Consider the following 24,952-nt stretch of genomic DNA (forward strand, 5'->3'; position numbering starts at 1 on the left):
ACCACAAGGAAACGCGCATGTCTTTGATGAAAAGCTGGGTGGAGAGCGCCAACGCGCCCGACCACCCTTTCCCCCTTAACAACCTGCCATATGGTGTGTTCTCACACGCCGGAACCGAGCAACGCTGCGGCGTCGCCATTGGGGACATGATCCTTGATATGGCCGCAGCCGAAGAAGCCGGTCTGGTTCAAGTTTCTGATGAGCCGGTCTTTGATCTCCCCTATTGGAACGATGTCATGGATCTGGGCGCGGAAGCATGGGGCGACCTGCGCACGCACCTGATCGCATTGCTGTCCGAAGGCAGCGCCGAGCGCGCCGCAGTCGAGACTTTGCTAGTGCCAATGGCTGAGGCCGAACTTCACATGCCCATCGCGGTCAGCGAATACACCGATTTCTACGCCGGTCGTCACCATGCGACCAATGTTGGCACCATGTTCCGTGGCGCGGAAAATGCACTGCCGCCAAACTGGTTGCACATCCCGATTGGCTACAACGGTCGCGCGTCGTCCGTTGTCGTGTCCGGCACCCACATCCGCCGCCCATGGGGTCAGCTGAAGTCGCCAGATCACGACCTACCCGCCTTCCTGCCCTGTCGCCGCTTTGACATCGAACTGGAAATGGGCGCCATTGTCGGCACTGCATCCGATGGCCCGATTTCGGTGCAGGAAGCCGACGACAACATCTTTGGCTACGTGCTGCTGAACGACTGGTCAGCGCGCGACATCCAAGCGTGGGAATACCAGCCGCTTGGCCCGTTTCAGGCCAAGGCCACCGCAACCTCCATCTCGCCTTGGATCGTGACTAAGGCAGCACTGGAGCCGTTCCGCACCATGACGCCTGAGCGCGAGTTTGAGCTTTTGGACCACATCAAGGACGTGGGCCCTATGCTCTATGACATCGACCTCACCGTGACCATGGCACCCGCAGGCAAAGAGGCCACCACCATCGCCCGTACCAACTATGACCAGATGTATTATTCCGCCGCACAGCAGCTGGCGCATCACTCCACATCGGGATGCCCGATGAACGTGGGTGATTTGTTGGGTTCCGGCACAATTTCCGGCCCGACCAAACCCGAACGCGGCAGCCTTCTTGAGCTCAGCTGGGGTGGCAAAGAGCCGCTCACATTGGACACCGGTGAAACCCGCACCTTTATCGAGGACGGCGACACGCTTACGCTCGACGGTGGCGCCAAAGGCGATGGCTACACCATCGGATTTGGCACCTGCACTGGCACGGTCGTGGCCGCGCTGGACGATCCCTACAAACGCTGAAACCGGAGCCCGCCATGCCGCACCGCCCCGAATACGTTGGATATATCGCGATGAGCCTTGATGGGTTCATCGCCACTCCCGACGGCGGTGTGGACTGGCTGAACCCGTTTAACGAGGCGATTGCGTCTGATGGTGGCGATGGCGGCTACGGTGATTTCATCACCGAAATTGACGCACTCATGGTGGGTCACGCGACTTATATCCAAGTGCTTGGCTGGGGCTGGCCCTATGAAGCCCGCCCTGCCTACGTGCTGACGCATCGGCACGACTTCAAAGGCGATCATGTTGCCGCTGCCGGACCAGTTGAAGACCTCAAGGCTGCGATCGAAACTGCCGATCATCGCCGCATCTGGATCATGGGCGGCGGACAAACCCAACGCGCTGCAATGGACGCGGGCATGTTTGATCGCATCTCGATCTTTCTCATGCCAACGCTTTTGGGGCGCGGCCTGCCGTGCTTTGCCCCTGGCGCTCAACACAATCTGTCGCTGACCGCATCGCATCCGATGCCCGGCGGCATCATGAAACTCGACTACATCTTCAAGGATTGACCCACATGGCCAAGGCATTTGCGTCGCAAGGCGACATGACGGAAAAAAACATCTCCTTCACCGAAGTCGGCGACGGGCTTTATGCCTTCACCGCCGAGGGCGACCCCAACTCCGGTGTGATCATCGGCGACGACAGCGTGATGATCGTTGAGGCACAGGCCACTCCGCGCCTTGCCAACAAAGTCATCGAATGCGTGCGCACAGTGACAGACAAGCCGATCTCCCATGTTGTGCTGACCCACTATCACGCCGTGCGCGTTCTGGGTGCGTCCGCTTATGGCGCAGATCAGATCATCATGGGCGACGCCGCCCGCGCGATGGTGGTGGAGCGTGGCCAAGAAGACTGGGACAGTGAATTCCAACGCTTCCCGCGCCTGTTTGAAGGCCACGAAAGCATTCCCGGCCTGACCTATCCGACCACTTCGTTTTCCGAGGACATGACGGTCTACCTCGGCAACCGCCGCATCGACCTGATGCATCTGGGTCGCGCCCACACTGCCGGCGACATCGTGATCCACGTGCCGGATCAGAACGTCATGTTCACCGGCGACATCGTTGAATACCATTCTGCCTGCTATTGCGGCGACGGGCATTTCTCCGATTGGGGCGACACACTCGACAACATTGCGTCGTTTGATGTGGACGCCATCGCACCCGGTCGCGGCGATGCTTTGATCGGAAAACAGATGGTCAACGCCGCCATCGAAAACACCCGCGATTTTGTCGAAAGCACTTATCGTCCGGCGGCGCGTGTTGCCGCCCGCAACGGCACCTTGAAAGAAGCATGGGACGCCGTGCGCGCGGAATGTGACCCGAAATTTGGCGACTACGCCATCTATGAGCACTGCCTGCCCTTCAACGTTGCCCGCGCCTATGACGAGGCCCGAGGCATCGACACCCCTCGCATCTGGACCGCCCAGCGCGACATTGAAATGTGGGAAGCCTTGCAGGGCTAAAGACCCGTCTTTGATCCAGATCGTGGCGGGATACCGCCCGGTCTGGAACACTGCGTGACCAAACGATGCGCGCACCCGATCCATTGGGAGGAAACCCATGAGCAAGATCTTTGAAACGCCGCTTTACCCGTATACGCGGCATGCCGATCAAGACGCGGCCGCGCCGCCCCGACACAAGGTGATTGTGATCGGCGCGGGCCCGATCGGATTGTCTGCGGCCATCGACCTCGCCAATCAGGGCGTCCAGGTGCTGGTTCTGGATGACAACGACAAGGTCTCCTTTGGCTCCCGTGCGATCTGTTTTGCCAAACGACAGCTGGAAATCCTCGACCGCATCGGCAGCGCCGATCCGTTTGTCGAAAAAGGTATAGAATGGGACGTGGGAAAGGTCTTTTTTGACGACCGTCAGGTCTACGACTTTGACCTGCTGGCCGAAGCTGGCCACCGCCGACCAGCGTTCATCAACCTACAGCAATACCATTTCGAAAAATTCCTCGTCGACCGCGTGCGCGACCTACAGGATCAGGGCGCACCCATCGAAATTCGCGGTCAAAGCAAGGTCGAGGCGATTGGCCAACACGACGATCACGTCACGCTTGAGGTGGAAACCCCCGAAGGCAGCTATACGCTCGAGGCCGACTGGCTGATTGCCTGTGACGGCGCCAACTCCCCCACCCGCCGCATGTTGGGGCTGGATTTTGTCGGTCGGGTGTTTGAGGACAACTTCCTGATCGCTGACGTGGTGATGGATGCCGATTTCCCCACCGAGCGGTGGTTCTGGTTCGACCCGCCCTTCAATCGCGGCCAGTCCGCGCTTTTGCACAAACAGCCAGACAACGTCTGGCGCATCGATTTGCAACTGGGCTGGGACATCGACAAAGAAGAAGAGAAGAAGCCTGAAAACGTCATCCCCCGTCTCAAGGCGATGCTTGGCGACGACGTAAAATTCGACCTCGAATGGGTATCGATCTACACGTTCCAATGCCGCCGGATGGAGAAATTCCGCCACGGTCGCGCTCTGTTTGCCGGGGATTCCGCGCATCAGGTTTCGCCGTTCGGCGCACGGGGCGCCAATTCCGGCATGCAGGACACCGACAATCTGGTCTGGAAGCTCAAGCTGGTGATCGACGGCAAAGCGCCCGAAGGTTTGCTGGACAGCTACAATGTCGAGCGCATCCATGGTGCAGACGAAAACATCACCAATTCCACCCGTTCGACGGACTTCATCACGCCGAAATCGGACATGAGCCGCATCTTGCGCGATGCCGTACTGGACCTGTCGGAACACTACGAATTTGCCCGACCTCTGGTGAACTCGGGGCGTCTCTCTGTGCCCTGCACCTATGACGGCTCGCCGCTCAATTCCGCCGACGCTCTTGCTGGACCTGCAATATCCCGTCCCGGCAGTGCCTGCCCTGACGCGCCGCTGCCGGACGGTTTTTTGCTGAACCACTTAGGGGACCGCTTCGTGCTGATGACCATCGACGCTGATGCGCCCGACAGTTTTGTCGAGGAAGGTGTCGAAGTCACGCGCCTCGCGCTGTCGGTGCGCGATGATCCAACATTGGCCCTGCAACGCCGCTATCTCGGGGATGCACCGTCCGGCGTGTACCTGATCCGCCCGGATCAACACGTCGCGGCCCGTCGCGAAACCTTTGACGAAACCCATTTCCGCACCGCCCTGCGCCGTGCCACAGGCAAGGAATAAGTCATGCCCGACACTCTGATCCTGACCCCAAACATCGAAGCTGCTGACGATTTCTACGCGGATTTGCTGGCGGCACATGACGGTCTCGACCCCGCCGGTTCTGACGCGCTGAACGCGCGGCTAGTGCTGATCCTGTCCAATCACATCGGAGATCGCGCCGTTCTGGCCGAAGCACTCGACGCAGCCCGCGCCAAATCCAAATGACCGCGCCTCAGTTGTTTGACTACTGGCGGTCTTCCGCCAGCTACCGCGTCCGCATTGCCCTTAATCTCGCGGGCATTGCCTTTGACAGCGTGCCTGTCGATCTGGTGGCCGGAGATCATCGCAGCGCAAAACACCTTGCCCGCAATCCGCAAGGGCTCGTGCCGGTGCTCGACATCGACGGCATCCGTCTGACCCAGTCGCTGGCAATTCTGGATTATCTCAACGACACGCGCGGCCTTGGCCTGTTGCCTCAAGACCCTGTCGCAGCGGCACAGGCACGGGCGCTGGCCCATGCCATTGCTGTCGATTTGCACCCGGTCTGCAATCTGCGAGTGGCCAAACATGCGGCACAGCTTGCGCCGGATGACGGTGACGCCATGGCGAAATGGATGGCGCATTTCATCGCCCCCGGCCTGCACGCCTTTGAAACGATTCTGGCGTCTTTTGACCAGACGCCGTTTTGTTGTGGCGATGCCCCGGGTCTTGCGGACATCTGTCTGATGCCACAGCTTTACAACGCCCGCCGATGGGGGGTGGATTTCACTGATTGCCCGAAAATGGTCGCGATCGAGTCCGCCTGTGCCGCGCTCCCCGCGTTTGCGGCCGCGCATCCGGACAGGGTCAAGCCGGACTGAGCCTCAGCTTTCTCCGCCGTCCGCGTTCAGATCGTTCAACAAAGCCAACAGCTGGTCATATTTCTCAGCTCCCAGCCGGTCGCGTTGAACCTCAGCCAGACGCAAGGCTTCGGGAATATTCGCGGCAATAATGGCCTCACCGGCTTCGGTCAACGTAATGACATGCCTGCGCCCGTCAAACTGATCCCGCCCGCGCGTCACAAGCTCCTTGTCCTCAAGCTTTTGCAGGATGCGCGTCAAACTCGGCAGCAACAACACCGCCCTTTCCGAGATTGTCGTTGGATCAAGTGGACCGTCTTCCACCAACACGCGCAACACGCGCCATTGCTGCTCGGTTACACCCACGTCTGCCAGCATCTTGCGCACCGGCCCCATGACCTTTTCGCGCGCGCGCAACAGGGCAATCGACAGGGATTGAGATGTGGCCGGAATTTCGTTGTGTCTCGACATGCGCCTTTCTTGCACGTCCAGACCACAAAACGCAATTGTGCGACTTGTCACTCTGGCTCACATACAGCGGTCCAACCTGTATTTGGGCCGTCTCCAAAGCCCCCGCCTGCGCAATAACACCTACGTAGTTTCCCCGAATTGACCAAAATCGCCCCCGCCTCCTACCATGTCAGCAATCACCCCGATCTCCAGTTCGGGCGTGAGTTCAGGGAGGACAACTCATTATGAAATGGCTCATTACGGGCGCAGTGTCGGCATTGGCACTAACAACCACAGCGGCATTCGCCGATATTAAGATCGCGCATGTCTATGGAAAAACCGGCCCGTTTGAGGCCTACGCCAAACAGTCCCACGACGGGCTGAAGCTGGGGCTGGAATATGCCACAGGTGGCACCATGGAAATCAACGGCGAGAAAATCGTCGTGATCGAAAAAGACACACAGCTCAAGCCCGACATCGGCAAGGCGCTTCTGGAAGAAGCGTATGGCGACGACGACGTTGACCTTGCGATTGGCCCCGTTAGCTCGGGTGTAGCGCTGGCCATGCTGCCGGTTGCCGAAGAGTATGAAAAGTTGCTGATTGTTGAGCCCGCCGTGGCCGACAGCATCACCGGCACCAACTACAACCGCTACATCTTCCGCACGTCGCGCAACTCCAGCCAAGACGCGGTTGCCAACGCCATCGCGCTGGCCGGTGAAAACGTGCACATCGCGACACTGGCGCAGGATTATGCCTTTGGCCGCGACGGCATCGCCGCGTTCCGCGAGGCTCTTGAAGGTCAGGGCCAAGCGATTGCGCACGAAGAATATGCGCCCACAGACACCACCGACTTCACGGCCGCCGCAGAGCGTATCTTTACGGCCATGAAAGACCTCGAAGGCGACAAAAAGCTCTTCATCATCTGGGCCGGTGGCGGCAACCCGATGAGCAAAATTCAGGCAATGGACCCATCCCGCTTTGGTGTTGAGATTGCCACCGGCGGCAACATCCTCGCTGCCTTGAAGGCCTACAAGGACTTCCCCGGTCTCGAAGGCGCGACGTACTACTACTACGACATTCCCAAAAATGACGTGAACGACTGGCTTGTTGCCACCCACCAGGATCGTTTCGGCACGCCTCCTGATTTCTTCACCGCAGGCGGCATGTCCGCAGGTATCGCGGTTGTCGAAGCCATCAAAAAAGCCGGCGGCACCGACACCGAGGATCTGATCTCGGCCATGGAAGGCATGGAGTGGGAAACCCCCAAAGGCACCATGAAATTCCGCGCTGAGGATCATCAGGCCATGCAGCCGATGTATCACTTCAAAATTCGCGTGGATGACGACGTGGAATGGGCGATCCCCGAATTGGTGCGCGAACTTGGCATCGACGATCTTCCGATCCCAGTCCGCAACTAATACAGTCTAAAAATTCCAGCCCGGCGGCACAGGTTGTCGCCGGGCTCTCCTTTCCCACCGGAACAGGCTCCGGAAAGAACCCCATGTCACACAGCATCCTCGAAACCACCGACCTGACCGTGCGCTTTGGCGGCCATGTGGCGGTGGATCACATCTCCTGCAACTTCAACGCCGGTGAGTTGACCGCTATCGTCGGTCCCAACGGCGCAGGCAAGACCACCTATTTCAACCTGATCTCCGGCCAGATCCCCGCCAGCGAAGGCCGCGTCATGCTCAACGGGCATGACATCTCGCGCATGTCTGTCGCGCAGCGCACCCACCTTGGGATTGGCCGCGCCTTTCAGCTGACCAACCTGTTTCCAAATCTGAACGTGTTGGAAAACGTGCGCCTTGTGATCCAATCCAAGGCTGGCCGCGGCTTCAATATGTTCTCGATGGCCTCCACCCACGACGACCTGACGACCCCGGCGATGGAAATCGTCGAGCGGGTTCGCTTGCGAGACCAAGCGCTTCAGATCGTCTCGGAATTGTCGCACGGCGATCAACGCAAGCTCGAAGTCGCGCTCCTGATCGCGCTCGACCCGCTTGTCTATATGTTTGACGAGCCCACAGCCGGCATGTCGGTAGACGAAGCCCCCTTGGTGCTTGATCTGATTGCCGACCTGAAACACCGCAAAGACCGCTCGATCCTCTTGGTGGAACACAAGATGGACGTGATCCGCACGCTCGCTGACCGCATCATAGTGCTGCACAACGGTGCGCTGGCCGCAGACGGCGCGCCCGCCGAAGTCATGGCATCTGATGTGGTGCAAGAGGCCTATATGGGCCGCGACCTCGAAGGAGCGCTCGCCAATGTCTGATCCCATCCTGAAACTTGACGGCGTCTATACCAACATCGCGCAGTATCACATCCTGCAAGGCGTCAACCTTGAGGTGCCGCGTGGCCAAGTCACCATGCTTCTGGGCCGCAATGGCGTTGGCAAAACAACAACCCTACGCTCCATTATCGGCCATTGGCGCGCCCACAACGGCGCGATCCTGTTTGACGGGCAAGACATCACCAAGCTGCCGACCCCCGCCATCGCGCGGTTAGGCATCGGCTTTGTGCCCGAAGACATGGGCATCTTTGCCGATCTGACAGTTGAGGAAAATATGATCCTCGCGGCTGTCAGCGGCCCAATCAATCAGGCCCGCCTGCAATGGCTTTTCACTGTCTTTCCAGCGCTTGAGACGTTTTGGAAAAAAGAAGCGGGCACGCTGTCGGGCGGGCAAAAGCAGATGCTGTCCATCGCGCGCGCCATGATCGAAGAGCGTCTGCTCTACCTGATTGACGAGCCGACCAAAGGTCTGGCGCCTGCCATCATCACCACAATGGCGCGGGCCGTGAAAGAACTCAAAACCCAAGGCGCATCGATCCTTTTGGTGGAGCAGAATTTTGCCGTGGCCAAAGCGCTGGGCGACACTGCCAATGTCATGGACGACGGCCGCATGATCTGGTCCGGACAAATGTCTGAACTGGCGACCGACGCCGCCCTGCAGGAACAGCTGATGGGCCTGAGCGTGGAGAGCGAATGATGCGCCCGCTGACACCGACCGAATTAGGTATTTTTGGAACAAAAAAGCCGAGGAGCCACCCATGAGTGCCGCACCGGATCACACACCAACCATGGCGCGCATGTCCTTTGGCGAGCGTCTCGCCCCACACGCGCCGGTCTTGCTCGTTGTTGGCTTGATGCTGCTTGGCTTTATTGCCATTCCCGCGACATCCAGCTGGCTAACGCTGACGGTCTCAGGCCTCGCAATGGGCATGATGATTTTCATCATGGCTTCCGGCTTGACCCTCGTGTTTGGCCTGATGGACGTCATCAACTTCGGCCACGGCGCGTTTGTGTCCGTTGGCGCATTTGTCGGCGTGAGCTTTTTGCTGATGCTCGAACATATGACCGGCGCCAGCTCGCTGATGCTGAACCTCACCGCGCTCATGGTTGCGATAATTGGTGCTATGGCCGCCACGGGCCTGATGGGTTGGGCCTTTGAAAAGGTCATCGTCAAGCCAGTCTATGGCCACCACCTCAAACAGATCCTTGTCACCATGGGTGGGCTGATCGTTGTGGAACAGCTCATCATTGTGCTGTGGGGACCCGAGGAAATCTACATTACCCGCCCCGAAGCGCTGAAAGGCGCAATCACTTTCGCCGGTGCCGCACTCGAGAAATACCGCCTTGTGGCCGTCGCTGTTGGCATCGTGGTTTTTGCCGGCATGCGCTTTGTGCTGCGCCGCACCAAGATCGGGTTGATCGTTCGTGCAGGTGTTGAAAACGGCGAGATGGTCGAAGCGCTGGGCTATCGTCTGCGGCTGGTGTTTGTCGGCGTGTTCATCGCCGGATCTGCACTGGCGGGATTGGGCGGCGTTCTTTGGGGCCTCTATCAAGAAGTCATCACCGCCCACATGGGCAACCAGACCATGATCCTCGTGTTCATCGTGGTGATCATTGGCGGGCTTGGCTCGGTTGAAGGCTGCTTCATCGGCGCGCTACTTGTCGGGCTGATGCAGAATTATGTGGCCTTCCTTGAACCAAAGGTCGCCTTGATTTCCAACATTGGCCTGATGGTCGCGATCCTGATGTGGCGCCCGATGGGCATGATCCCCGTGGTAAAGGCGAAATAGCTATGCTGACCAAACTTCTCTCGGGCGACATGCCCCGCTCCAAGGTGCTGGCCGTCGTCCTGATCGGCATCCTGTTCTGTCTTGCCTTCGCGCCTTTCCTGTTTCCGGGCGTGCGCTCTGTCGACACCGCGGCACGCATTTGTGTGTTCATCGTTCTGGTCGCCAGCTACGACTTGCTGCTGGGCTTTGGCGGCATTGTCAGCTTCGCGCACACCATGTTCTTCGGGCTGGGCGCCTACGGCGTGGCGCTGGCCTCCACCCACATGGGGCGCGGGTTTGACGCGCTGATCGTTGGCGCGCTTGCGGGTGCAGGTCTCGCGGCCCTTCTGGCGCTTGCCATCGGGCTGTTTTCCCTGCGTGTCCGCGCGATCTTCTTTGCCATGATTACGCTTGCTGTGGCCTCAGCCGTGGCCGTTCTGGTCAGCCAGCTCTCTGGCCTGACGGGTGGCGAAGACGGCTTGTCGTTCAAGATCCCCCGCGCCTTGGGTCCGGCCTTCAAGTTTGCAGACGGCGAAATTCTCGGTGTCAAAGCCAATGGCAAGCTGCTGAAATACTACCTCGTCTTCGGTTCCTGTCTGGTCCTGTTCCTCTTGATGTTGCGCATCGTGCATTCGCCATTTGGCCGCGTGTTGCTGGCAATTCGCGAGAACGACTTCCGCGCCGAGGCAATTGGCTACCGCGTGGTGCACTATCGCGTCGCGGCCACCTGTCTGTCCGCCGCTATCGCAGCCCTAGCCGGTGCGCTCTATGCGATCTGGCTGCGCTATGTGGGGCCTGACACCACGCTTTCTATGGAAATCATGATCGACATTCTTTTGATGGTGGTGATCGGAGGCATGGGCACAATGTATGGCGCTGTGATCGGCGCGACGCTGTTCGTGCTGGCACAAAACTATCTGCAAGGCCTGATGGACGTGGCTGGCGGAGCGGTCTCCGCCTTGCCAATCCTGCCTGAACTGCTCAACGCGGACCGCTGGCTGCTGTGGCTGGGTGTGCTCTTTATCCTGTCAGTGTATTTCTTCCCGACTGGTATCGTCGGTCGCCTGCGGCAGACCAAATCCACCTAGCGCCGTATCAAAGACGCGTGGCCGCTTGGGCATACCCACCGGCCGCGCCATCCACAAAATGCATGTGGTTTGACTCGGTCGCAGACGGCACCAAACAGGTCATCATCGCCTCCGATTGCGCGTGCAGACCATAACGCACCAAACCTTCCGCCTTGGCTTTGCGCAAAATGCCTTCGATCTTCGCCTGCGTTTCAGCGTCACAATCCAGCGTCATCTTCAGACCGTCGTCAAACTTGCGAAAATCCGCATTGGTCGCCACTTCGGCGCGATAAGACATTGGGTCAAAGTTCCCGATTTTGCGGCCAGACCGCATCAGAACCCAAATCAAAGCGTTGCTCACCGCCAGCTTGGCCAGCCGCGCCACAAAAGGTCCGCTTTGGCTCACACGTGCTTCAATGGTCATTCCGGGCGGCGGGAAATGTGCATCCGGCCCCTGTCGTGGCACGGGATGCATCCCGCGCGGATCCACGGCACTCGCCTCGATGACGCTCTTGGCGACTTTGGCAAAGGCCTCTTCCGACACCCCATCGCGTGGCTTCAGAACGATGGACAATATGGCGCCGCGTTCGGATTCCACATTTGACCATCTGCAACTCAACCCGCTCAAATCCGGCGCTCCGCTGGGCGCGCTGCGCTCGTCCAGAAGCAAAACGTTGGACTTCATCTGCCGCTCGGCCCACGCCAGCCCACCACCAGAGAACATCGCATAGTCGACACCCTCACCCGGTGCATACCGCGCCACACGCACATCGCGACCTGCGTCGCGAATGTCGGCCACACTGACTGTCGCCACCCGAAGCTCGATACCATATTCCGCCCGTGCCCAGCGCCGCACCGAATCCAGTGCCTTCTCAGCGGCCGCGCGTTGTGTCGGCCAAACAGCAAACCCGGCGCCGTCACCCCCGAAAACATAGGGCAAGGCGGCCATATCCGCGGCGTTAAGCTGCGCTGAAATCACAGCAGCTCCCACCATATTCACAATCTTGTAGCGCCCGCGTTCGATCTCGTGCGTTGACCCGACAATATCCGCAACGCCAACAATCCAGTCGTCGGGAAGTGGCACATACCGCTTGGGATCGCTTAAGCTGTCAAAACTGTCCGTACGCGGCAGGTTCGCATAAAACGCCTGCGTTGATTGTTCTATATACATGATCCTAGAGCTCCCCAACTTGGAACCCCTCCCTCGAAACCAGATGGGACCTATACGTAGGGCAACAAGGTTTGGTGTTTACACATCCCTGCACAGATGCGTGAGCATAAGCGCACATCCGCCCCTTGCCTTTCCCTGAACGTTCCGGTCAAGTCGCGCCTCAGGGGGACATACACCACATGCGCAACGATCTGATCCTGCTGTGCCTAGCTTACGTGCTCAGCCAGTTTTTCCGGGCCTTTTTGGCCGTCCTCACACAGGTGCTCGAAGCCGACATCGGCGCCACGCCTGCAGATCTGGCTTTTGCCTCGGGTCTCTGGTTTCTGGTGTTCGCTGCCATGCAAATCCCCGTCGGTGCAGCGCTTGACAGCATCGGCCCACGTCGCACGGCCGCGGTACTTCTGTTGGTCGGCGGAGGCGGAGGCGCCGCGCTCTTTGCGATGGCCACCGCGCCTATTCATGTGGTGATTGCGATGGCATTGCTGGGTGTCGGCTGCGCGCCTGTGTTGATGGCGAGCTACTTTATCTTTGCCCGCACCTATCCGCCTGCGCGTTTTGCAACGCTTGCTGCGCTGATGCTCGGCGTTGGCTCCGTCGGCAATCTGATCGCCGCCTATCCAACCGCTTGGGCCGCCGAAACCATCGGCTGGCGCGCAACGCTTTGGGTGCTCGCCGCGATCAGCAGCGTCATCGCACTGGGCCTTTGGGCCAAGGTGCAAGACCCGCCCAAAGCCGAAAGCTCCGAGCAGGGCTCGGTGTTTGATCTGCTCAAAATCCCTGCGCTCTGGTTCCTGTTTCCGTTGATGTTCGTGAACTACATGCCCGCCGCAGGCATCCGTGGGCTGTGGATCGGCCCCTATCTTTCAGACACCTTCGCCCTCGACACCGGCCAAATCGGTCAGGCCACGCTTGTAATGGGCGTCGCGATGATCCTCGGCACGTTCTGCTACGGGCCTGCGGATCGCATCTTTGGCACCCGCAAATGGGTCATCATCACCGGCAGCCTCACCGGCGCAGGCGCATTGGCCTGTCTCACAGTTTTCACCGACACCGGCTCCATACAGTCGATCCTGATGATGTCGGTGGTCGGATTTTGCGGGGCCGCCTTCCCCGTGTTGATCGCCCATGCTCGCAGCTTCTTTCCCGAACATCTCACGGGGCGCGGCGTGACGCTGATGAACCTCTTTGGAATCGGCGGAGTTGGTGTGATGCAATTCGGTTCCGGCAAACTGCACAACGCCATTGCCCCAACCGATTCCCTGCTGGCCTATCAGACCCTCTTTGGCATCATGGCCGCCCTTATCCTGATAGGTGCGCTGATCTATTGCTTCTCCCAAGACCGGATGGATTGATCCAAAATCCAGCCACCTATCGCATTCATCGCAAACCGGAATGCCGCGCTTAAGCAATTAAGCGTGCCCGCCCCCTTTTTTCTTTGGCCAAACAGGGCTAAGAGGGCGCGTCGTTAGTAATGGAGACCTGAGATGGGTTATCGCATCGTCGTCGCTGGCGCCACGGGCAACGTGGGCCGCGAAATGCTGAACATTCTGGAGGAACGCCAGTTCCCCGTGGATGAGCTTGCCGTTCTGGCCAGCCGCCGTTCCCTTGGTACGGAAGTAAGCTTCGGCGACAAAACCTTGAAAACGCAGGACATCGAACAATTCGATTTCACCGGCTGGGACATGGCGCTGTTTGCCATCGGCTCGGACGCGACCAAGAAATACGCCCCGATCGCGGCGGCAGCAAACTGTGTCGTAATCGACAACAGCTCGCTCTACCGGTACGACCCCGACGTCCCGCTGATCGTGCCGGAATGTAACGCCGATGAAATCCACGGCTATTCCAAGAAAAACATCATCGCCAACCCCAACTGCTCGACAGCGCAGATGGTTGTGGCGCTCAAACCTTTGCACGACCGTGCCACCATCAAGCGCGTTGTGGTCTCGACCTACCAATCAGTGTCGGGTTCGGGCAAGGCTGGCATGGATGAGCTGTGGGAGCAGACCAAATCGATCTATAATCCTGTCACCGACGTGCCGCCAAAAACCTACCCCAAAGAGATCGCCTTCAACGTGATCCCGCACATCGACGTCTTCATGGAAGACGGCTCCACCAAAGAAGAGTGGAAGATGGTCGCAGAAACCAAGAAGATCATCGACAAAAAGATCAAAGTCACCGCAACTTGCGTGCGCGTGCCTGTGTTTGTGGGCCACTCCGAAGCGATCAATATCGAGTTCGAAGACTTTCTGGATGAAGACGAAGCACGCGACATCCTGCGCCAGTCGCCGGGCATCATGGTGATCGACAAACGCGAAGACGGTGGCTACGTCACCCCCAAAGAATGCGTCGGCGATTTCGCCACCTTTATCTCGCGCGTCCGTCAGGACAGCACGCTCGACAACGGCCTGAACCTGTGGTGCGTGTCTGACAACCTGCGCAAAGGCGCGGCGCTCAACGCGGTACAGATCGCCGAAACACTGGGTCGCGAAGTCCTGAAAAAGGGCTAAAACCCATACGATCCGAATTCAAAAGGCGCTCCATTTTGGGGCGCCTTTTTTCTTGGGGTTTTCCCCGAATGGTGTCGGGCACAGAAAACCGGACAATCGCCGCGCTCTGCACTTATGGCGGTTTGGGGGGCAGAGGGAGCATTGGTTGCTTCAGAACCATCCGAACCAGTGGCCACTTTCTAGTGTCGGATCCGTGTCAATGAAGGGTTGGATATTCAAGACAGATCACAAGATGGGCTTATCAACTGACTTAGCGTGCTTGGTCACCGGCAGGCGATCCCGCACCAGCTGCTCCCAAAACGCGACCCCGATTGGCACTATATCATCGTTGAAATCATAATCGTTTGAATGGAGCGGCTGGCCACACGGCCCCTCTTGCCCGTTGCCGAGCAGCAAGAAACATCCCGGGACAGCGGCCGAGAAATGTGCGAAATCCTCAGAAAAACTCATGGGGTCACGATTGCCTTCGGTCTCCAGCCCCAAGGCGCGCGCCGCATCCACCACTGCGCGCGTTTGTTGCGGCGCGTTGATCGTCTCGATGAATTCTGTGTTGAACGTCACAGATATGCTTACGCCGTGGGCGGCTCCAATACCGTCCGCAAGCTGGCGCATGAGCTGCGCGACTTTCTCGCGATCTTCGGGCATCCGCGCCCGCACATCTCCTTTGAGAGTTGCGACACCAGGTAGGACATTGCGCTGACCATCGGTCAGGAATTCGGTCACCGAAACCACAACACCCGCTCCCGGAGCAAGCTTGCGCGAAACGATGGTTTGCAACGCCTGCACAATCTCTGCCCCGATGGTTATCGCATCTCGCCCAACCTGCGGCATGGAGGCGTGACCGCCTTGTCCTTCGATCAGAATTTCAAACAGGCTTTCGCTCGAACAGATTTGACCGGGCCGCGTGGAAACCTGTCCCACAGGCGCGGCAGGAAGATTGTGAATGGCATAGATTTCCTCAACTGGAAAACGGTCCAGCAGGCCCTCGGCAATCATGGCTTGCGCGCCCAGTCCGTGCTCTTCGTTGGGTTGGAATATGAACAGCACCGTGCCATCAAAATCGGGCTCATCAACAAGGGCTGCCGCCGCGCCCAAGAGCATGGTCATATGGCCATCATGCCCACAGGCATGCATCACGCCAGGCGTTTGGGACACATAGTCGTGACTGCTTGCTTCCTGTATCGACAGCGCGTCCATGTCGGCGCGCAGGCCGATGGCGCGATTGCCTGTCCCGCGCTTCAGGACCCCCACAACTCCCGCGCCGATATGGGTCTCGATTCCCAGATCCTCAAGGATACCCACAACCCTTGCTTTCGTGCTTTCTTCAGCAAACCCGAGTTCGGGCATCCTGTGAAACTCATGGCGTAGGGCAATCAGGTCTATTGGTGGCATGCGGTTTTTCCTGTGGATGGTGACCAATGATGTTACCTTGAAAACTAGAAAAAGCAGCCCAGAAAAGCGACATTTGGCGGGACATATTACAAGTACCTGAAACATCCGCCTTGTTGCTCAAAGCAGGCATTCATGCGGCAGCAGCATCAATCGGTGTCAGGCTCAGGTAAATCCGGCATGGACGAGCTGAGGGACCAGACCAAAGCAGCCTACAATCCCGCAACCGACGTGCCCCCAAAGACCTAAACCAAAGAAGCGTGGAAGTTGGTCGCGGAAACGCTTGGCCGCGAAGTTCCAAAGAAGGGCTGAGCGCCACCAATCTTAAGCCGAGCAATAGGCGCCCTTATTCGGGTTTCTTTTTATTCGCCTCAAAATTACCTAGATTTCTCCTAGTTCACTCCCCTATAAGGAGAATAATAAACACGAATAGATAGTATTATAGGGACGTAATTCAATGATGGCGCTCGGTTTGCTTTTGCTCGGCGCCTTGGGGGGCGCCATACTATTTTCCATGGACGACGATGACGCTGTTGCCGCGCCTGACGAGGAAGCGGTCGAAGAGCTTACCTATGACGGCACCGACACGCTTTTGGGCACAGAGGGCGACGATATACTTATAGGAGAACACGACCCCGCGCTTGAGCCCTCCGTTGTCGAGCTTCTGGGGGGTGATGATGTCGCAATTGCGCCAACCTTGTCTGACGGACCAACCTCTGTCTACGGCGGGGAAGGCGACGACGTCTTTAACGTGCGCACGTCGATTGGCGACGACCGGCCGGAATTCGGCGGCTTTGGCCTGCAAGGCGGAGAAGGCAGTGACACGTTCAACCTGACGCTCGAAGTGGTCGACCAGGACACCGATGTGGATGGCGACGGCGAAGTGTCCATCAACGCAGGTGTCGTGCAGGACTTTGACCCCGCCGAGGATTCGCTGGTGATCGATATCGAACGCTATGCCACTTTCTTGGACCGTGAAATCACAGTGGATTTCGAACAAACATCCGGCTCTACCGCGGTCTGGGGAGAGGATGAGACGACGCTGACCTTCAACTTGGCCGCCACCGCAAACGCTGCAGCGGCGGTTTCGACGATCACCATCTACAGCGATGTGCCCTTCACAGTGGACGACATTCAAATTCTGGATCCAATGGCCGCCTAGAAGACATCCGGCCCAAAACGACGTTACGGGCGGCGCTGCCTTGCGCCGCCCGTTTCTGTTCGATCGGCCAGATTCAAACCGACAAGACCTACACCTATGCTGTGACCGGTCATTTTTCCGCCACCGCTCGCTTGGCCGGCGTCTGACCGTTGCGGTCAAGACCACCAGCAACCTGTGCGATGCTCCGCGTCCTCGCGCAAACAAGCACACCTCCGCCCACCCACATCCTTTCAGGTTGCCCCCACTTGCCAGCCCTCGCTGCGACGTGTTCCCTAATGCCAACCCGCAACCAAAGGCCGTTTCATGACCAAACCCATTTTCGCCGCAGCCATTTTTCTTATCGCCAGTCCGCTTTGGGCCGACACCATTCCGCTTTCCGCCCCAGTCACAGCCGCCACACTCTACAGCAACGGCGCGACCCTGACCCGCACCGCGCCCCTCTCTGCGCCTGCTGGCGACCATGATATCCTGATTACCAACCTACCCGAGTCCATCGACCCAACCACGGTTCGCGTCACCATAGACGGTGCGCAGCTTGGCGCCGTCACTGTGCGCTACGCCAAAGTGCCGCCAGCGCCGCGGGCCGACGGCGCAACGCTCGCCGCCGCCAAGGCCGAGGTCAAACGGATCGAGGCCGAAATCCTAACGACCAGAGACCAACAAGCCGACATCCGGATGCAGGCCGACGCCGCCAACGCCCGTCTCAGCTACCTCTCGCGTCTGCAAAGCCCACAGGACACCACCACGCCCGAGGCGTTGACGCAAACGTTGGCCGTTATTGGTCAGGAAACTCTTAGGGCCCGTCAGGAAGCCGCCAGTGCCGAACGATCAGCCCGCCAGTTTGACACATCCCTGAACGACCTTGCCAAAGCTTTGGCAGACGCGCGCGCCGCCGAACAGTCCCTCACCCCTCCAGAGGGCGAAAAGTCCATGCTGGTGGCGCAGGTCAGCTCCGAGCACCCCATAAAAGGCACCGTGACCCTCACGCACCGCACCGATTGGGACGCCACCTGGCAGCCCGTTTATGACGTGCACCTCACAACCGGAGATACCCCGGCCTTGCGCATTAACCGCAATGTCTTTGTCTTTCAGGACACCGGCGAGGATTGGACCGACGTCGATGTAACCCTCTCCACCAGCCGCCCCGATGCCCAGACCGCTCCCTCAAGTCTTGCTCCGTGGCGCCGCCGCATCGAGGTTCCCCAACCGGTGATGCCAAAACCGCAAGGTCGTCTGGCAATGAGTGACGAAGCTGAGGCCCCAATGGCGGAGCCCGTCATTTCCGAAGCTGCCGCGACGCCGACCTTTGATGACGGCATCAACGCCACCTACGTCTACCCGACACCGGTCTCCATCACGTCCGGTACGGAAGCGCTCCGTCTTGCGCTGGACACGCTGGAGATTGCACCTAACGTGTATGCCTTGGCCAACCCGATGCGCGACGAAACCGCCTTCGTCATGACAGAGCTCATCAACACGACCGACGAACTCATCTTGAATGGTGAAGCGGATTTCTACCTGAACGGCACTTTCGTCACCCAAGGGCTTCTGCCTCTTGTAGCGGCAAGTGACACCGTCGATTTGTCCTTCGGTGCTATCCCTGGTTTGCGCCTGAGCGACACGGTCACCAATAGGATCACAGGCGACAAAGGCGTGTTGACCACCCGCAACGAACAAGCTGAAACCCGTGTGCTCTCAGCAGAGAACCTCACGGACCAGACATGGACCCTGCGTATGATCGGTCGCGTGCCCTATTCGGAACAGCAGGATCTCGTGATCGCGCACCAAGCCAAGCCCGCGACCGATAACAGCCAATACAAGGACCAACGCGGCATTCTTATGTGGACACGCGAGCTCGGTGCCCAAGAAAGCTTCAAGGCCGAGCTTTCTCATACAATCCAGTGGCCTCCAAAAATGGTTCTTCGCTAACTCTGCGCCGCCAAACGCCACAAAAAGGTCGGGCGATTCTCCAAATCGCCCGACTCGCGCCCCAATCGGGACCCAAATCAGCACTAGAAAATCATCAAGTAGCGCAATTGGGCCAACAACGTCCAAAACGCGCCGCCCATCCGGATTAGGGACCGGACTTTGAGGGGCAGCCGCCTCCACACGTACAGCAAGCCTTGTTTTGCTGGTGTTTGGAGGCCCTGCGGGACAGTTTTGAGAGGGCTAACCCGGCAACGATCGTTGCCCGGGCTCGAATGCTGTGTTTCCAATTTTAGCCAAATTTACCGTCAATTTGACACAATTCGCGCCATTTCAGCCGCATTTCGGCAGCACCTTAATCTCAACAACACACACATCGGCCCCTCCACCAACCGGCCAAAAACAAAATAAGGAAGTTCACAATGCCTAAGCGGATTTACAAAGAAGACATCATGACAATCGCAACTCCTGGCACCGGTTCTCTCGCAGATAAAGCCCGTGAACGTCGCCTTCGTGCCCTTATGTCCAGCAATCGCAACACCTCCAATATCTTCGCCTGAGAGTCATCCCTTTTCCCTCACCACCCGTCTCTCTCCGAAGGTTCAGACACCCCGTGCACCCCGTGCTCGGGGTGTTGTTTTTTTTGACTGTCTCCCGCCAGAACACGCAAACCACTACGCAAATCCAATCCGCATTTGGCGCATTTGGGTCGCGCAAACAAAACCCCCACAATTCGACGAAAATACGAGAAACGAAGAAACGTTTTGAGAAGGTTATTCCCTCAAACTGCTCTTGGGTGATTCACGGGTAACACACAATGGGTGAGAACATGGACCAAGTCTCGCGGCTGCTTTTTTCCGAAGCAGCCCTCGTAAACGAAGATGAATTGACGCGTCTCTATATAAAGATGGACTACCGCAAGGCAGAACAACTGATCATCGCGGCCATTGATGCCTTGTCAGAGGCATTGGCGGCAGCAGAAGTGGCCTACAACAGCAATAATGACCAGTACCTCATGGCCGCTTGCCGCAACATCGCCCGTGCCTCGCGGCGACTCGGGTTGGACCAACTTGCCTCTGTGGCCCGGGACGTTCGGATCGCCCTGCATCAAGATGACGATGTCGCCGCACAAGCCACTCTGGCCCGAATGCTGCGGCTGGGGGAGCCCTCCATGCGCGCGCTTTGGGACATCAAGGCCATTCAAAGCTGAAAGATCACGCCCAACAAACCATCCTTCATCCAGATGTCTCCGACAGCACTTGCAGGCGCTGCCACAGCCTATAGGCTGGCAGCGCCAAACACCTGTCAGGAGGCCTTCCCGTGTCACATTCTCAGTCCGACACCCTGAAATTTGCGGCGGCATCGGGCGATGCGTCTGACGCATTGCCGTTGCACGTTGTCGACAAAGACGGCTTGGAAACCTGGCTGGACCGCCAAGCCGATCCGGTGCGCACTTGGATTTCTGCGTCCGGCTTCACCGCTGGACTTGGCAAAACGCTTCTGGTGCCCGACGCCTCCGGCACCCCCATCATGGCCGTGGCCGGCTACGGCGATGCAGCCACGCGCGCACGCGGCAGGTTCCCCCTCGCTGCCATTGCGAGCGCTTTGCCGACAGGGTCCTACGCCTTGGCCACGGACCTGCCTTGGGGAGATCTTGAAACCGAATGCCTCGGCTGGCTTCTGTCCCAGTATGTGTTTGGCAAATATAAGAAAAAATCAGCACACGGTGCGCGGCTCATCTGCCCCTCAGGCGTCGATGCAAACCGTGTAGAAGCCATCGCCGCCGGCGAAGCACTCACCCGTGATCTGATCAACATCCCCGCCTCAGATATGGGCCCGCAAGACCTGCAAGCCGCCACCGAATCGCTGGCGTCGCGCTTTGGTGCAACCCTGTCTGTGATCACCAGAGAGGCGCTGTTGGATCAGAATTTCCCGATGATCCATGCCGTAGGCCGCGCCGCCGCGCCAAACCGCGCACCGCGCCTTTTGGACATGACTTGGGGCGACAGCGGCCCCACCCTGACGCTGGTGGGCAAAGGCGTGTGTTTTGACACCGGCGGCCTTAATCTCAAACCCGGCGCATCTATGGGTTTGATGAAAAAGGACATGGGTGGCGCAGCAACCGTGCTTGGCCTCGCCCATATGATCATGGCGCTGAACTTGCCTCTGCGTTTGCGCGTCCTGATTCCGGCGGTGGAAAACTCTGTGTCCGCCGACTCTTTCCGCCCCGGCGACGTGCTCACGTCCCGCGCAGGCCTGACCGTGGAAATCAACAACACCGACGCCGAAGGCCGCCTTGTGCTGGCCGACGCGCTGGCCTTGGGCTCTGAGGACAATCCAGATCTCATGATCTCCATGGCCACCCTCACCGGCGCCGCCCGCGTCGCCGTCGGCCCGGACCTTTCGCCTTACTACACCGACGACACCGCCGTTGTGGGCGCGTTGGAAACCGCCGCCGCCGCGATCTCAGACCCGGTCTGGCGCATGCCCTTCTGGACGCCGTATGAGAAGATGATCGAACCTGCAATCGCCGACCTCGACAACGCGCCCGCCGGTGGCTTCGCCGGCTCCATCACCGCGGCGCTTTTCCTGCGCCGCTTCGCCGAAGATCAACGTTACGCCCATTTCGACATCTACGGCTGGAACCCGTCCCCGGCCCCTGCCCGCCCAAAAGGCGGCGTCGGCATGGGCGCGCGGGCCGTCCTTGAGGCGCTGCCAAAGGTGTTGGGGCTTTGATGGACCGGCGCCTGACTTTGGCCAACACGCGTGTCGCACACAGCTCACTGAAAGCTGAATTCGTGTCCGATAAATTTGTTGATGGTGAGCCAAAGCAGGTCGCTGGTTATCCCTTTCTCCTCAATGCCCCACAGGGCGATCGCGACAGACAGCTTTTGTCTGGCGACATGTTTTTGGTCATCGAGGAAGTAAACGGCTGCGCATTCGGTCAATCAATGAAAGATGGCTACGTTGGATATGTACATGGCGGCTTGATGCCTCCACGCGAACCAACTCACCGGATCGTAGCGCGCTCGACGTGGGCATACCGCACACCTGATTTCAAATCTCAGGCGGCCATCAAATTACACCACGGTTCTCAAGTCGCGGCCGTGTCACAAAATGGCCGATGGACAGAAATTGATCTTACATCACCGTCGGAGAAAAATGGCGCCACATGCTTTTTGCCAACGGCCCATCTAGCGCCAGCGAACAGTTCTGAAAGCGACCCGGCCTCTGTCGCCGAACGTTTCCTTGGCACGCCCTATGTTTGGGCTGGCAACACCGGAGACGGCATCGATTGCTCCGGCCTTGTGCAGGCCGCGCTTTTGGCCTGCGGCACCCCCTGCCCCGGCGACAGCGATCTACAAGAAGCCGCCTTCCCCGACGCAACCGGCCCTTATCGGCGCGGCGACCTGATGTTCTGGAAGGGTCATGTCGCCATGGTCACCGACCCCGACACCCTCATCCATGCCAACGCGCACCACATGGCCGTGGCTTACGAGCCCATCGCCAACGCCATCGCCCGGATCAAAGCCCAAGGCGACGGCCCCGTGACGTCCCACAAACGCCCTGCTTACGGAGCCAGCACATGAGTGACTTCTTCAAACCCATCTCAGGCATGGAACTGCCGCGTTTCGCGGGAATGCCGTCTTTCATGCGCCTGCCCAACATCGATTTTGACCACGCCCGCATTGACGAAGTGCAAATCGGCCTTGTCGGTGTGCCGTGGGACAGCGGCACCACAAACCGCCCCGGCCCGCGCCACGGTCCGCGTCAATTGCGCGACGCCTCCACCATGATCCGCGCTCAAAATGGCGCCACCGGCGTGCGCCCTTTTGATCTCGTAAACTGTGCCGATCTTGGCGACGTCGGCCCCAATCCGGCCGACATTCCTGACAGCATGGCCCGCATCACCGCCTTTTTCGATCACCTCAAAGCCCGCAACATCACGCCACTAACGGCCGGTGGTGACCACCTGACTTCTCTGCCGATTCTGCGGTCTTTGGCCAAAGATACCCCCCTTGGCATGGTGCATTTTGACAGCCACACCGACCTTTATCACAGCTATTTTGGCGGCACGATGTACACCCACGGCACGCCTTTCCGCCGTGCGGTTGAGGAGGGACTGCTCGATCCCAAACGGGTTGTGCAAATCGGCATTCGCGGCAGCACCTATGATAACGAGGACACCGATTTCGCCGACTCCGTTGGCATTCGCGTCATCCGGATCGAAGAGTTTTTTGCCCGCGGCCTTGCCGATGTGATGGCCGAAGCCCGCGAGATCGTCGGCACAAAACCGACCTACGTCAGCTACGATATCGACTTTGTTGATCCAACGTTCGCCCCTGGAACCGGCACGCCCGAAGTGGGCGGCCCCAACAGTTTTCAGGCGTTGCAAGTGGTGCGGGAACTGGATGGGCTCAACATTATTGGCGCCGACATGGTCGAGGTCTCGCCGCCCTTTGACGCCTCTGGCAACACGGCCTTTCTCGGCGTCTCAATCATGTTTGAACTGCTTTGTGTGATGGCACCGTGCCGCGCAATCTGACTGATCGGGCTCCCCCGTGGGCACGTTCGCCACGCATATGGGGCTTATCCCTGACGCAGGTTTTCGGAGCACTTGAGGTCATTACAACTTGCGCGCTCCAGCTGCTTTTACGAAAATAAGTTTATAAATAACAATTTGTTACTTCACATCACGGATCAGCTTGCGCTCCAATACCCGCAACACGCTCTTAAGGTCGTGCCCGCGTTTGAGCACCTGCCCGTCCATGCCAATCACCGCATAAAGCCCTTGGCGATTGCGCAACTTGGGACGCTTCTCAATGCGATAAAGCGGGTTCTCCGCCGTGCGTTTGAATACCGAGAAAACCGCCACCTCCCTAAGATTGGAAATTCCGTAATCCCGCCACTCACCGGCGGCAACCATGCGGCCGTAAAGCGAGAGAATGACGGTCAACTCTGTGCGGTGAAAGGCCACCTGCTCAGGGGCTTTAAACGCGGGGCGTATCGGGATCGGAGTTTGGGCAGTCATAGCCTCAGACTTCCCCTCTTTTTCGGATAAATCAACCCTGCCCTCATTCTGCCTCAATTAAATCGGCAAATGGCCTTGGAGGGAGCCTTTTTTCGACAAAGCAAAGGGGCATCTTGTCCTCATAGCGAAACTAAAACGCTACCTCTGGCGGTGCGACGTTATTGCCCCCACCCAGTCTGTGCCGCCAGAGGCACTTTTGTTTCGCCAGGTGAGCCGCCCCCCGGGGCGGCTTTTCTGTTTTTGTTCACACGGATTGCCCCCATAGACTTGCTACATATGCCCCCTTTGCAATACGCCCCGAATCCCAAGTTGGGGGTTGTCTGACTGTGTTTTTCGGCGTGTCACCCTTAAAAAGCATCCGACGTGGTGGCCTAACCCTGCGAATTGATCGCAAGCCATCCCAACATAAGGTGCTTCCTTCCATTATGATTTGGAACATTATCGATAAACGCAACCGCCCGTACCGGTGGCGCACGATCAACGCGATCATCGAGGATGTCGCGCATGACAATGGTGTTGCTGACGCTGGTCCGCTTGACGAAGCCAACAACGATGCGCCGGTTTACGATGAATTGCGCGGGGCGTCCCTACACGACGCGGTTGCTTGGGCCGAAACCCACCCCGGAAAAGTCACGCTGTATCTGTATGATGACGGGGATGGCTTTTAACCTTCTCACGCAAAACTCCCCTGACAGAACCAGCCCGCCGACATGGTCCCGCCATGCGCATAATAAAGCCACAGCTTCTCGCCCGTCGCGCAGGTGACCCGCCAGTAATCACGCACCCCGCTGCGCCAATCCGGTTCATCCAGCCACCACTCCGGCGCGATGCGCTCAGGCCCCGCCGCCCCCGTCGCCTCCAAACCGCGCCCCCGCC

At 58.7% G+C, this 24,952-nt stretch carries 25 protein-coding genes and 1 pseudogene; 21 read left to right on the plus strand and 5 right to left on the minus strand.

Annotation, left to right across the window (positions count from 1 at the left end; translation table 11 throughout):
• Positions 1-17 precede the first annotated feature (17 nt).
• The 6 genes from fahA (at position 18) to maiA (ending at position 5,328) form a co-directional block, all read left to right on the plus strand.
• Positions 18-1,274 (plus strand): fumarylacetoacetase, encoded by a 1,257-nt coding sequence (gene fahA / locus SHIM_RS02425; RefSeq protein WP_054001041.1) that lies wholly within the window; start codon positions 18-20, stop codon positions 1,272-1,274.
• A 14-nt stretch (positions 1,275-1,288) separates the two neighbouring features.
• Positions 1,289-1,825, plus strand: a complete 537-nt coding sequence (locus tag SHIM_RS02430; RefSeq protein WP_054001042.1) for a dihydrofolate reductase family protein — start codon at positions 1,289-1,291, stop codon at positions 1,823-1,825.
• Positions 1,826-1,830: 5 nt separating this feature from the next.
• The gene (locus tag SHIM_RS02435; protein ID WP_054001043.1) at positions 1,831-2,781 is read left to right on the plus strand and encodes an MBL fold metallo-hydrolase; all 951 of its coding nucleotides are present in this window, start codon (positions 1,831-1,833) and stop codon (positions 2,779-2,781) included.
• Between the two features lie 97 nt (positions 2,782-2,878).
• Entirely contained in the window at positions 2,879-4,489 is a 1,611-nt protein-coding gene (locus tag SHIM_RS02440; protein WP_054001044.1) for an FAD-dependent oxidoreductase, read from the plus strand.
• 3 nt (positions 4,490-4,492) lie between these two features.
• Entirely contained in the window at positions 4,493-4,693 is a 201-nt protein-coding gene (locus SHIM_RS02445) for a DUF2783 domain-containing protein (RefSeq protein WP_054001045.1), read from the plus strand.
• Positions 4,690-5,328, plus strand: coding sequence for a maleylacetoacetate isomerase (gene maiA, locus SHIM_RS02450; protein ID WP_054001046.1), 639 nt, complete (start codon positions 4,690-4,692; stop codon positions 5,326-5,328). The genes SHIM_RS02445 and maiA overlap by 4 nt, the downstream gene beginning before the upstream one ends.
• Before the next feature lie 3 nt (positions 5,329-5,331).
• Here maiA and hpaR read toward each other — a convergent pair whose 3' ends face one another.
• Positions 5,332-5,778, minus strand: coding sequence for a homoprotocatechuate degradation operon regulator HpaR (hpaR, locus tag SHIM_RS02455; RefSeq protein WP_054001047.1), 447 nt, complete (start codon positions 5,776-5,778; stop codon positions 5,332-5,334).
• 224 nt (positions 5,779-6,002) lie between these two features.
• Here hpaR and SHIM_RS02460 point away from each other — a divergent pair, with 224 nt between their 5' ends.
• The 5 genes from SHIM_RS02460 to SHIM_RS02480 all read left to right on the plus strand — a co-directional run bounded on the left by SHIM_RS02460 (position 6,003) and on the right by SHIM_RS02480 (position 10,910).
• Positions 6,003-7,175, plus strand: a complete 1,173-nt coding sequence (locus tag SHIM_RS02460) for a substrate-binding domain-containing protein (RefSeq protein ID WP_054001048.1) — start codon at positions 6,003-6,005, stop codon at positions 7,173-7,175.
• Between the two features lie 83 nt (positions 7,176-7,258).
• Positions 7,259-8,035: an ABC transporter ATP-binding protein gene (locus tag SHIM_RS02465; protein WP_054001049.1), complete on the plus strand. Its 777-nt coding sequence runs from the start codon at positions 7,259-7,261 to the stop codon at positions 8,033-8,035.
• The gene (locus SHIM_RS02470; RefSeq protein ID WP_054001050.1) at positions 8,028-8,750 is read left to right on the plus strand and encodes an ABC transporter ATP-binding protein; all 723 of its coding nucleotides are present in this window, start codon (positions 8,028-8,030) and stop codon (positions 8,748-8,750) included. The genes SHIM_RS02465 and SHIM_RS02470 overlap by 8 nt, the downstream gene beginning before the upstream one ends.
• A gap of 61 nt (positions 8,751-8,811) precedes the next feature.
• Positions 8,812-9,843, plus strand: coding sequence for a branched-chain amino acid ABC transporter permease (locus SHIM_RS02475; RefSeq protein ID WP_054001051.1), 1,032 nt, complete (start codon positions 8,812-8,814; stop codon positions 9,841-9,843).
• 2 nt (positions 9,844-9,845) lie between these two features.
• On the plus strand, positions 9,846-10,910 hold the full coding sequence (locus tag SHIM_RS02480; protein ID WP_054001052.1) for a branched-chain amino acid ABC transporter permease: 1,065 nt from the start codon (positions 9,846-9,848) through the stop codon (positions 10,908-10,910).
• 7 nt (positions 10,911-10,917) lie between these two features.
• Here SHIM_RS02480 and SHIM_RS02485 read toward each other — a convergent pair whose 3' ends face one another.
• Positions 10,918-12,060, minus strand: a complete 1,143-nt coding sequence (locus tag SHIM_RS02485; RefSeq protein WP_054001053.1) for a DUF3095 domain-containing protein — start codon at positions 12,058-12,060, stop codon at positions 10,918-10,920.
• Between the two features lie 179 nt (positions 12,061-12,239).
• Between SHIM_RS02485 and SHIM_RS02490 the strand changes: the two genes are divergently transcribed.
• Positions 12,240-13,412: an MFS transporter gene (locus SHIM_RS02490; RefSeq protein WP_054001054.1), complete on the plus strand. Its 1,173-nt coding sequence runs from the start codon at positions 12,240-12,242 to the stop codon at positions 13,410-13,412.
• A 132-nt stretch (positions 13,413-13,544) separates the two neighbouring features.
• Entirely contained in the window at positions 13,545-14,567 is a 1,023-nt protein-coding gene (locus SHIM_RS02495) for an aspartate-semialdehyde dehydrogenase (RefSeq protein ID WP_054001055.1), read from the plus strand.
• Positions 14,568-14,792: 225 nt separating this feature from the next.
• Here the strand turns inward: SHIM_RS02495 and SHIM_RS02500 are convergent, their stop codons facing one another.
• Positions 14,793-15,959: an amidohydrolase gene (locus SHIM_RS02500; RefSeq protein WP_054001056.1), complete on the minus strand. Its 1,167-nt coding sequence runs from the start codon at positions 15,957-15,959 to the stop codon at positions 14,793-14,795.
• 511 nt (positions 15,960-16,470) lie between these two features.
• On the opposite strand from SHIM_RS02500, the gene SHIM_RS02505 reads away from it, so the two are divergent.
• From SHIM_RS02505 to speB, 7 genes are all read left to right on the plus strand, one after another.
• Positions 16,471-17,118, plus strand: coding sequence for a hypothetical protein (locus SHIM_RS02505; protein ID WP_152926409.1), 648 nt, complete (start codon positions 16,471-16,473; stop codon positions 17,116-17,118).
• A 303-nt stretch (positions 17,119-17,421) separates the two neighbouring features.
• Complete coding sequence (locus SHIM_RS02510) at positions 17,422-19,047, plus strand: DUF4139 domain-containing protein (protein WP_054001058.1); 1,626 nt, start codon at positions 17,422-17,424, stop codon at positions 19,045-19,047.
• Positions 19,048-19,466: 419 nt separating this feature from the next.
• On the plus strand, positions 19,467-19,604 hold the full coding sequence (locus tag SHIM_RS20310) for a hypothetical protein (RefSeq protein WP_193749850.1): 138 nt from the start codon (positions 19,467-19,469) through the stop codon (positions 19,602-19,604).
• 269 nt (positions 19,605-19,873) lie between these two features.
• Complete coding sequence (locus SHIM_RS02515) at positions 19,874-20,254, plus strand: hypothetical protein (protein WP_193749851.1); 381 nt, start codon at positions 19,874-19,876, stop codon at positions 20,252-20,254.
• 110 nt (positions 20,255-20,364) lie between these two features.
• The gene (locus SHIM_RS02520) at positions 20,365-21,780 is read left to right on the plus strand and encodes a leucyl aminopeptidase family protein (protein ID WP_082358253.1); all 1,416 of its coding nucleotides are present in this window, start codon (positions 20,365-20,367) and stop codon (positions 21,778-21,780) included.
• 62 nt (positions 21,781-21,842) lie between these two features.
• A complete protein-coding gene (locus SHIM_RS02525) occupies positions 21,843-22,634 on the plus strand; it encodes a C40 family peptidase (protein ID WP_241488768.1) in 792 nt (263 codons plus the stop codon).
• Positions 22,631-23,590 carry an agmatinase gene (gene speB / locus SHIM_RS02530; protein ID WP_054001061.1) on the plus strand — a complete coding sequence of 320 codons (960 nt, stop codon included), beginning with the start codon at positions 22,631-22,633 and terminating at the stop codon, positions 23,588-23,590. The genes SHIM_RS02525 and speB overlap by 4 nt, the downstream gene beginning before the upstream one ends.
• A gap of 138 nt (positions 23,591-23,728) precedes the next feature.
• Here speB and SHIM_RS02535 read toward each other — a convergent pair whose 3' ends face one another.
• Positions 23,729-24,076, minus strand: a complete 348-nt coding sequence (locus tag SHIM_RS02535) for a DUF2794 domain-containing protein (protein ID WP_054001062.1) — start codon at positions 24,074-24,076, stop codon at positions 23,729-23,731.
• 425 nt (positions 24,077-24,501) lie between these two features.
• Between SHIM_RS02535 and SHIM_RS02540 the strand changes: the two genes are divergently transcribed.
• Positions 24,502-24,744 (plus strand): hypothetical protein, encoded by a 243-nt coding sequence (locus SHIM_RS02540; RefSeq protein ID WP_054001063.1) that lies wholly within the window; start codon positions 24,502-24,504, stop codon positions 24,742-24,744.
• Positions 24,745-24,749: 5 nt separating this feature from the next.
• Here SHIM_RS02540 and SHIM_RS02545 read toward each other — a convergent pair.
• Positions 24,750-24,952 (minus strand): annotated as a pseudogene (locus SHIM_RS02545) (DNA polymerase Y family protein); the annotation flags it as partial.

Origin of the sequence: Shimia sp. SK013 (genome assembly GCF_001292625.1) — a bacterium.
In the GTDB taxonomy this organism is placed as follows: Bacteria; Pseudomonadota; Alphaproteobacteria; order Rhodobacterales; family Rhodobacteraceae; genus Shimia.

Excerpts from the sequence above, each read along its gene's own strand:
- fahA (WP_054001041.1), top strand. The coding sequence starts at position 18 with ATGTCTTTGATGAAAAGCTGGGTGGAGAGCGCCAACGCGCCCGACCAC.
- SHIM_RS02430 (WP_054001042.1), top strand. The coding sequence starts at position 1,289 with ATGCCGCACCGCCCCGAATACGTTGGATATATCGCGATGAGCCTTGAT.
- SHIM_RS02435 (WP_054001043.1), top strand. The coding sequence starts at position 1,831 with ATGGCCAAGGCATTTGCGTCGCAAGGCGACATGACGGAAAAAAACATC.
- SHIM_RS02440 (WP_054001044.1), top strand. The coding sequence starts at position 2,879 with ATGAGCAAGATCTTTGAAACGCCGCTTTACCCGTATACGCGGCATGCC.
- SHIM_RS02445 (WP_054001045.1), top strand. The coding sequence starts at position 4,493 with ATGCCCGACACTCTGATCCTGACCCCAAACATCGAAGCTGCTGACGAT.
- maiA (WP_054001046.1), top strand. The coding sequence starts at position 4,690 with ATGACCGCGCCTCAGTTGTTTGACTACTGGCGGTCTTCCGCCAGCTAC.
- hpaR (WP_054001047.1), bottom strand. The coding sequence starts at position 5,778 with ATGTCGAGACACAACGAAATTCCGGCCACATCTCAATCCCTGTCGATT.
- SHIM_RS02460 (WP_054001048.1), top strand. The coding sequence starts at position 6,003 with ATGAAATGGCTCATTACGGGCGCAGTGTCGGCATTGGCACTAACAACC.
- SHIM_RS02465 (WP_054001049.1), top strand. The coding sequence starts at position 7,259 with ATGTCACACAGCATCCTCGAAACCACCGACCTGACCGTGCGCTTTGGC.
- SHIM_RS02470 (WP_054001050.1), top strand. The coding sequence starts at position 8,028 with ATGTCTGATCCCATCCTGAAACTTGACGGCGTCTATACCAACATCGCG.
- SHIM_RS02475 (WP_054001051.1), top strand. The coding sequence starts at position 8,812 with ATGAGTGCCGCACCGGATCACACACCAACCATGGCGCGCATGTCCTTT.
- SHIM_RS02480 (WP_054001052.1), top strand. The coding sequence starts at position 9,846 with ATGCTGACCAAACTTCTCTCGGGCGACATGCCCCGCTCCAAGGTGCTG.
- SHIM_RS02485 (WP_054001053.1), bottom strand. The coding sequence starts at position 12,060 with ATGTATATAGAACAATCAACGCAGGCGTTTTATGCGAACCTGCCGCGT.
- SHIM_RS02490 (WP_054001054.1), top strand. The coding sequence starts at position 12,240 with ATGCGCAACGATCTGATCCTGCTGTGCCTAGCTTACGTGCTCAGCCAG.
- SHIM_RS02495 (WP_054001055.1), top strand. The coding sequence starts at position 13,545 with ATGGGTTATCGCATCGTCGTCGCTGGCGCCACGGGCAACGTGGGCCGC.
- SHIM_RS02500 (WP_054001056.1), bottom strand. The coding sequence starts at position 15,959 with ATGCCACCAATAGACCTGATTGCCCTACGCCATGAGTTTCACAGGATG.
- SHIM_RS02505 (WP_152926409.1), top strand. The coding sequence starts at position 16,471 with ATGGACGACGATGACGCTGTTGCCGCGCCTGACGAGGAAGCGGTCGAA.
- SHIM_RS02510 (WP_054001058.1), top strand. The coding sequence starts at position 17,422 with ATGACCAAACCCATTTTCGCCGCAGCCATTTTTCTTATCGCCAGTCCG.
- SHIM_RS20310 (WP_193749850.1), top strand. The coding sequence starts at position 19,467 with ATGCCTAAGCGGATTTACAAAGAAGACATCATGACAATCGCAACTCCT.
- SHIM_RS02515 (WP_193749851.1), top strand. The coding sequence starts at position 19,874 with ATGGACCAAGTCTCGCGGCTGCTTTTTTCCGAAGCAGCCCTCGTAAAC.
- speB (WP_054001061.1), top strand. The coding sequence starts at position 22,631 with ATGAGTGACTTCTTCAAACCCATCTCAGGCATGGAACTGCCGCGTTTC.
- SHIM_RS02535 (WP_054001062.1), bottom strand. The coding sequence starts at position 24,076 with ATGACTGCCCAAACTCCGATCCCGATACGCCCCGCGTTTAAAGCCCCT.
- SHIM_RS02540 (WP_054001063.1), top strand. The coding sequence starts at position 24,502 with ATGATTTGGAACATTATCGATAAACGCAACCGCCCGTACCGGTGGCGC.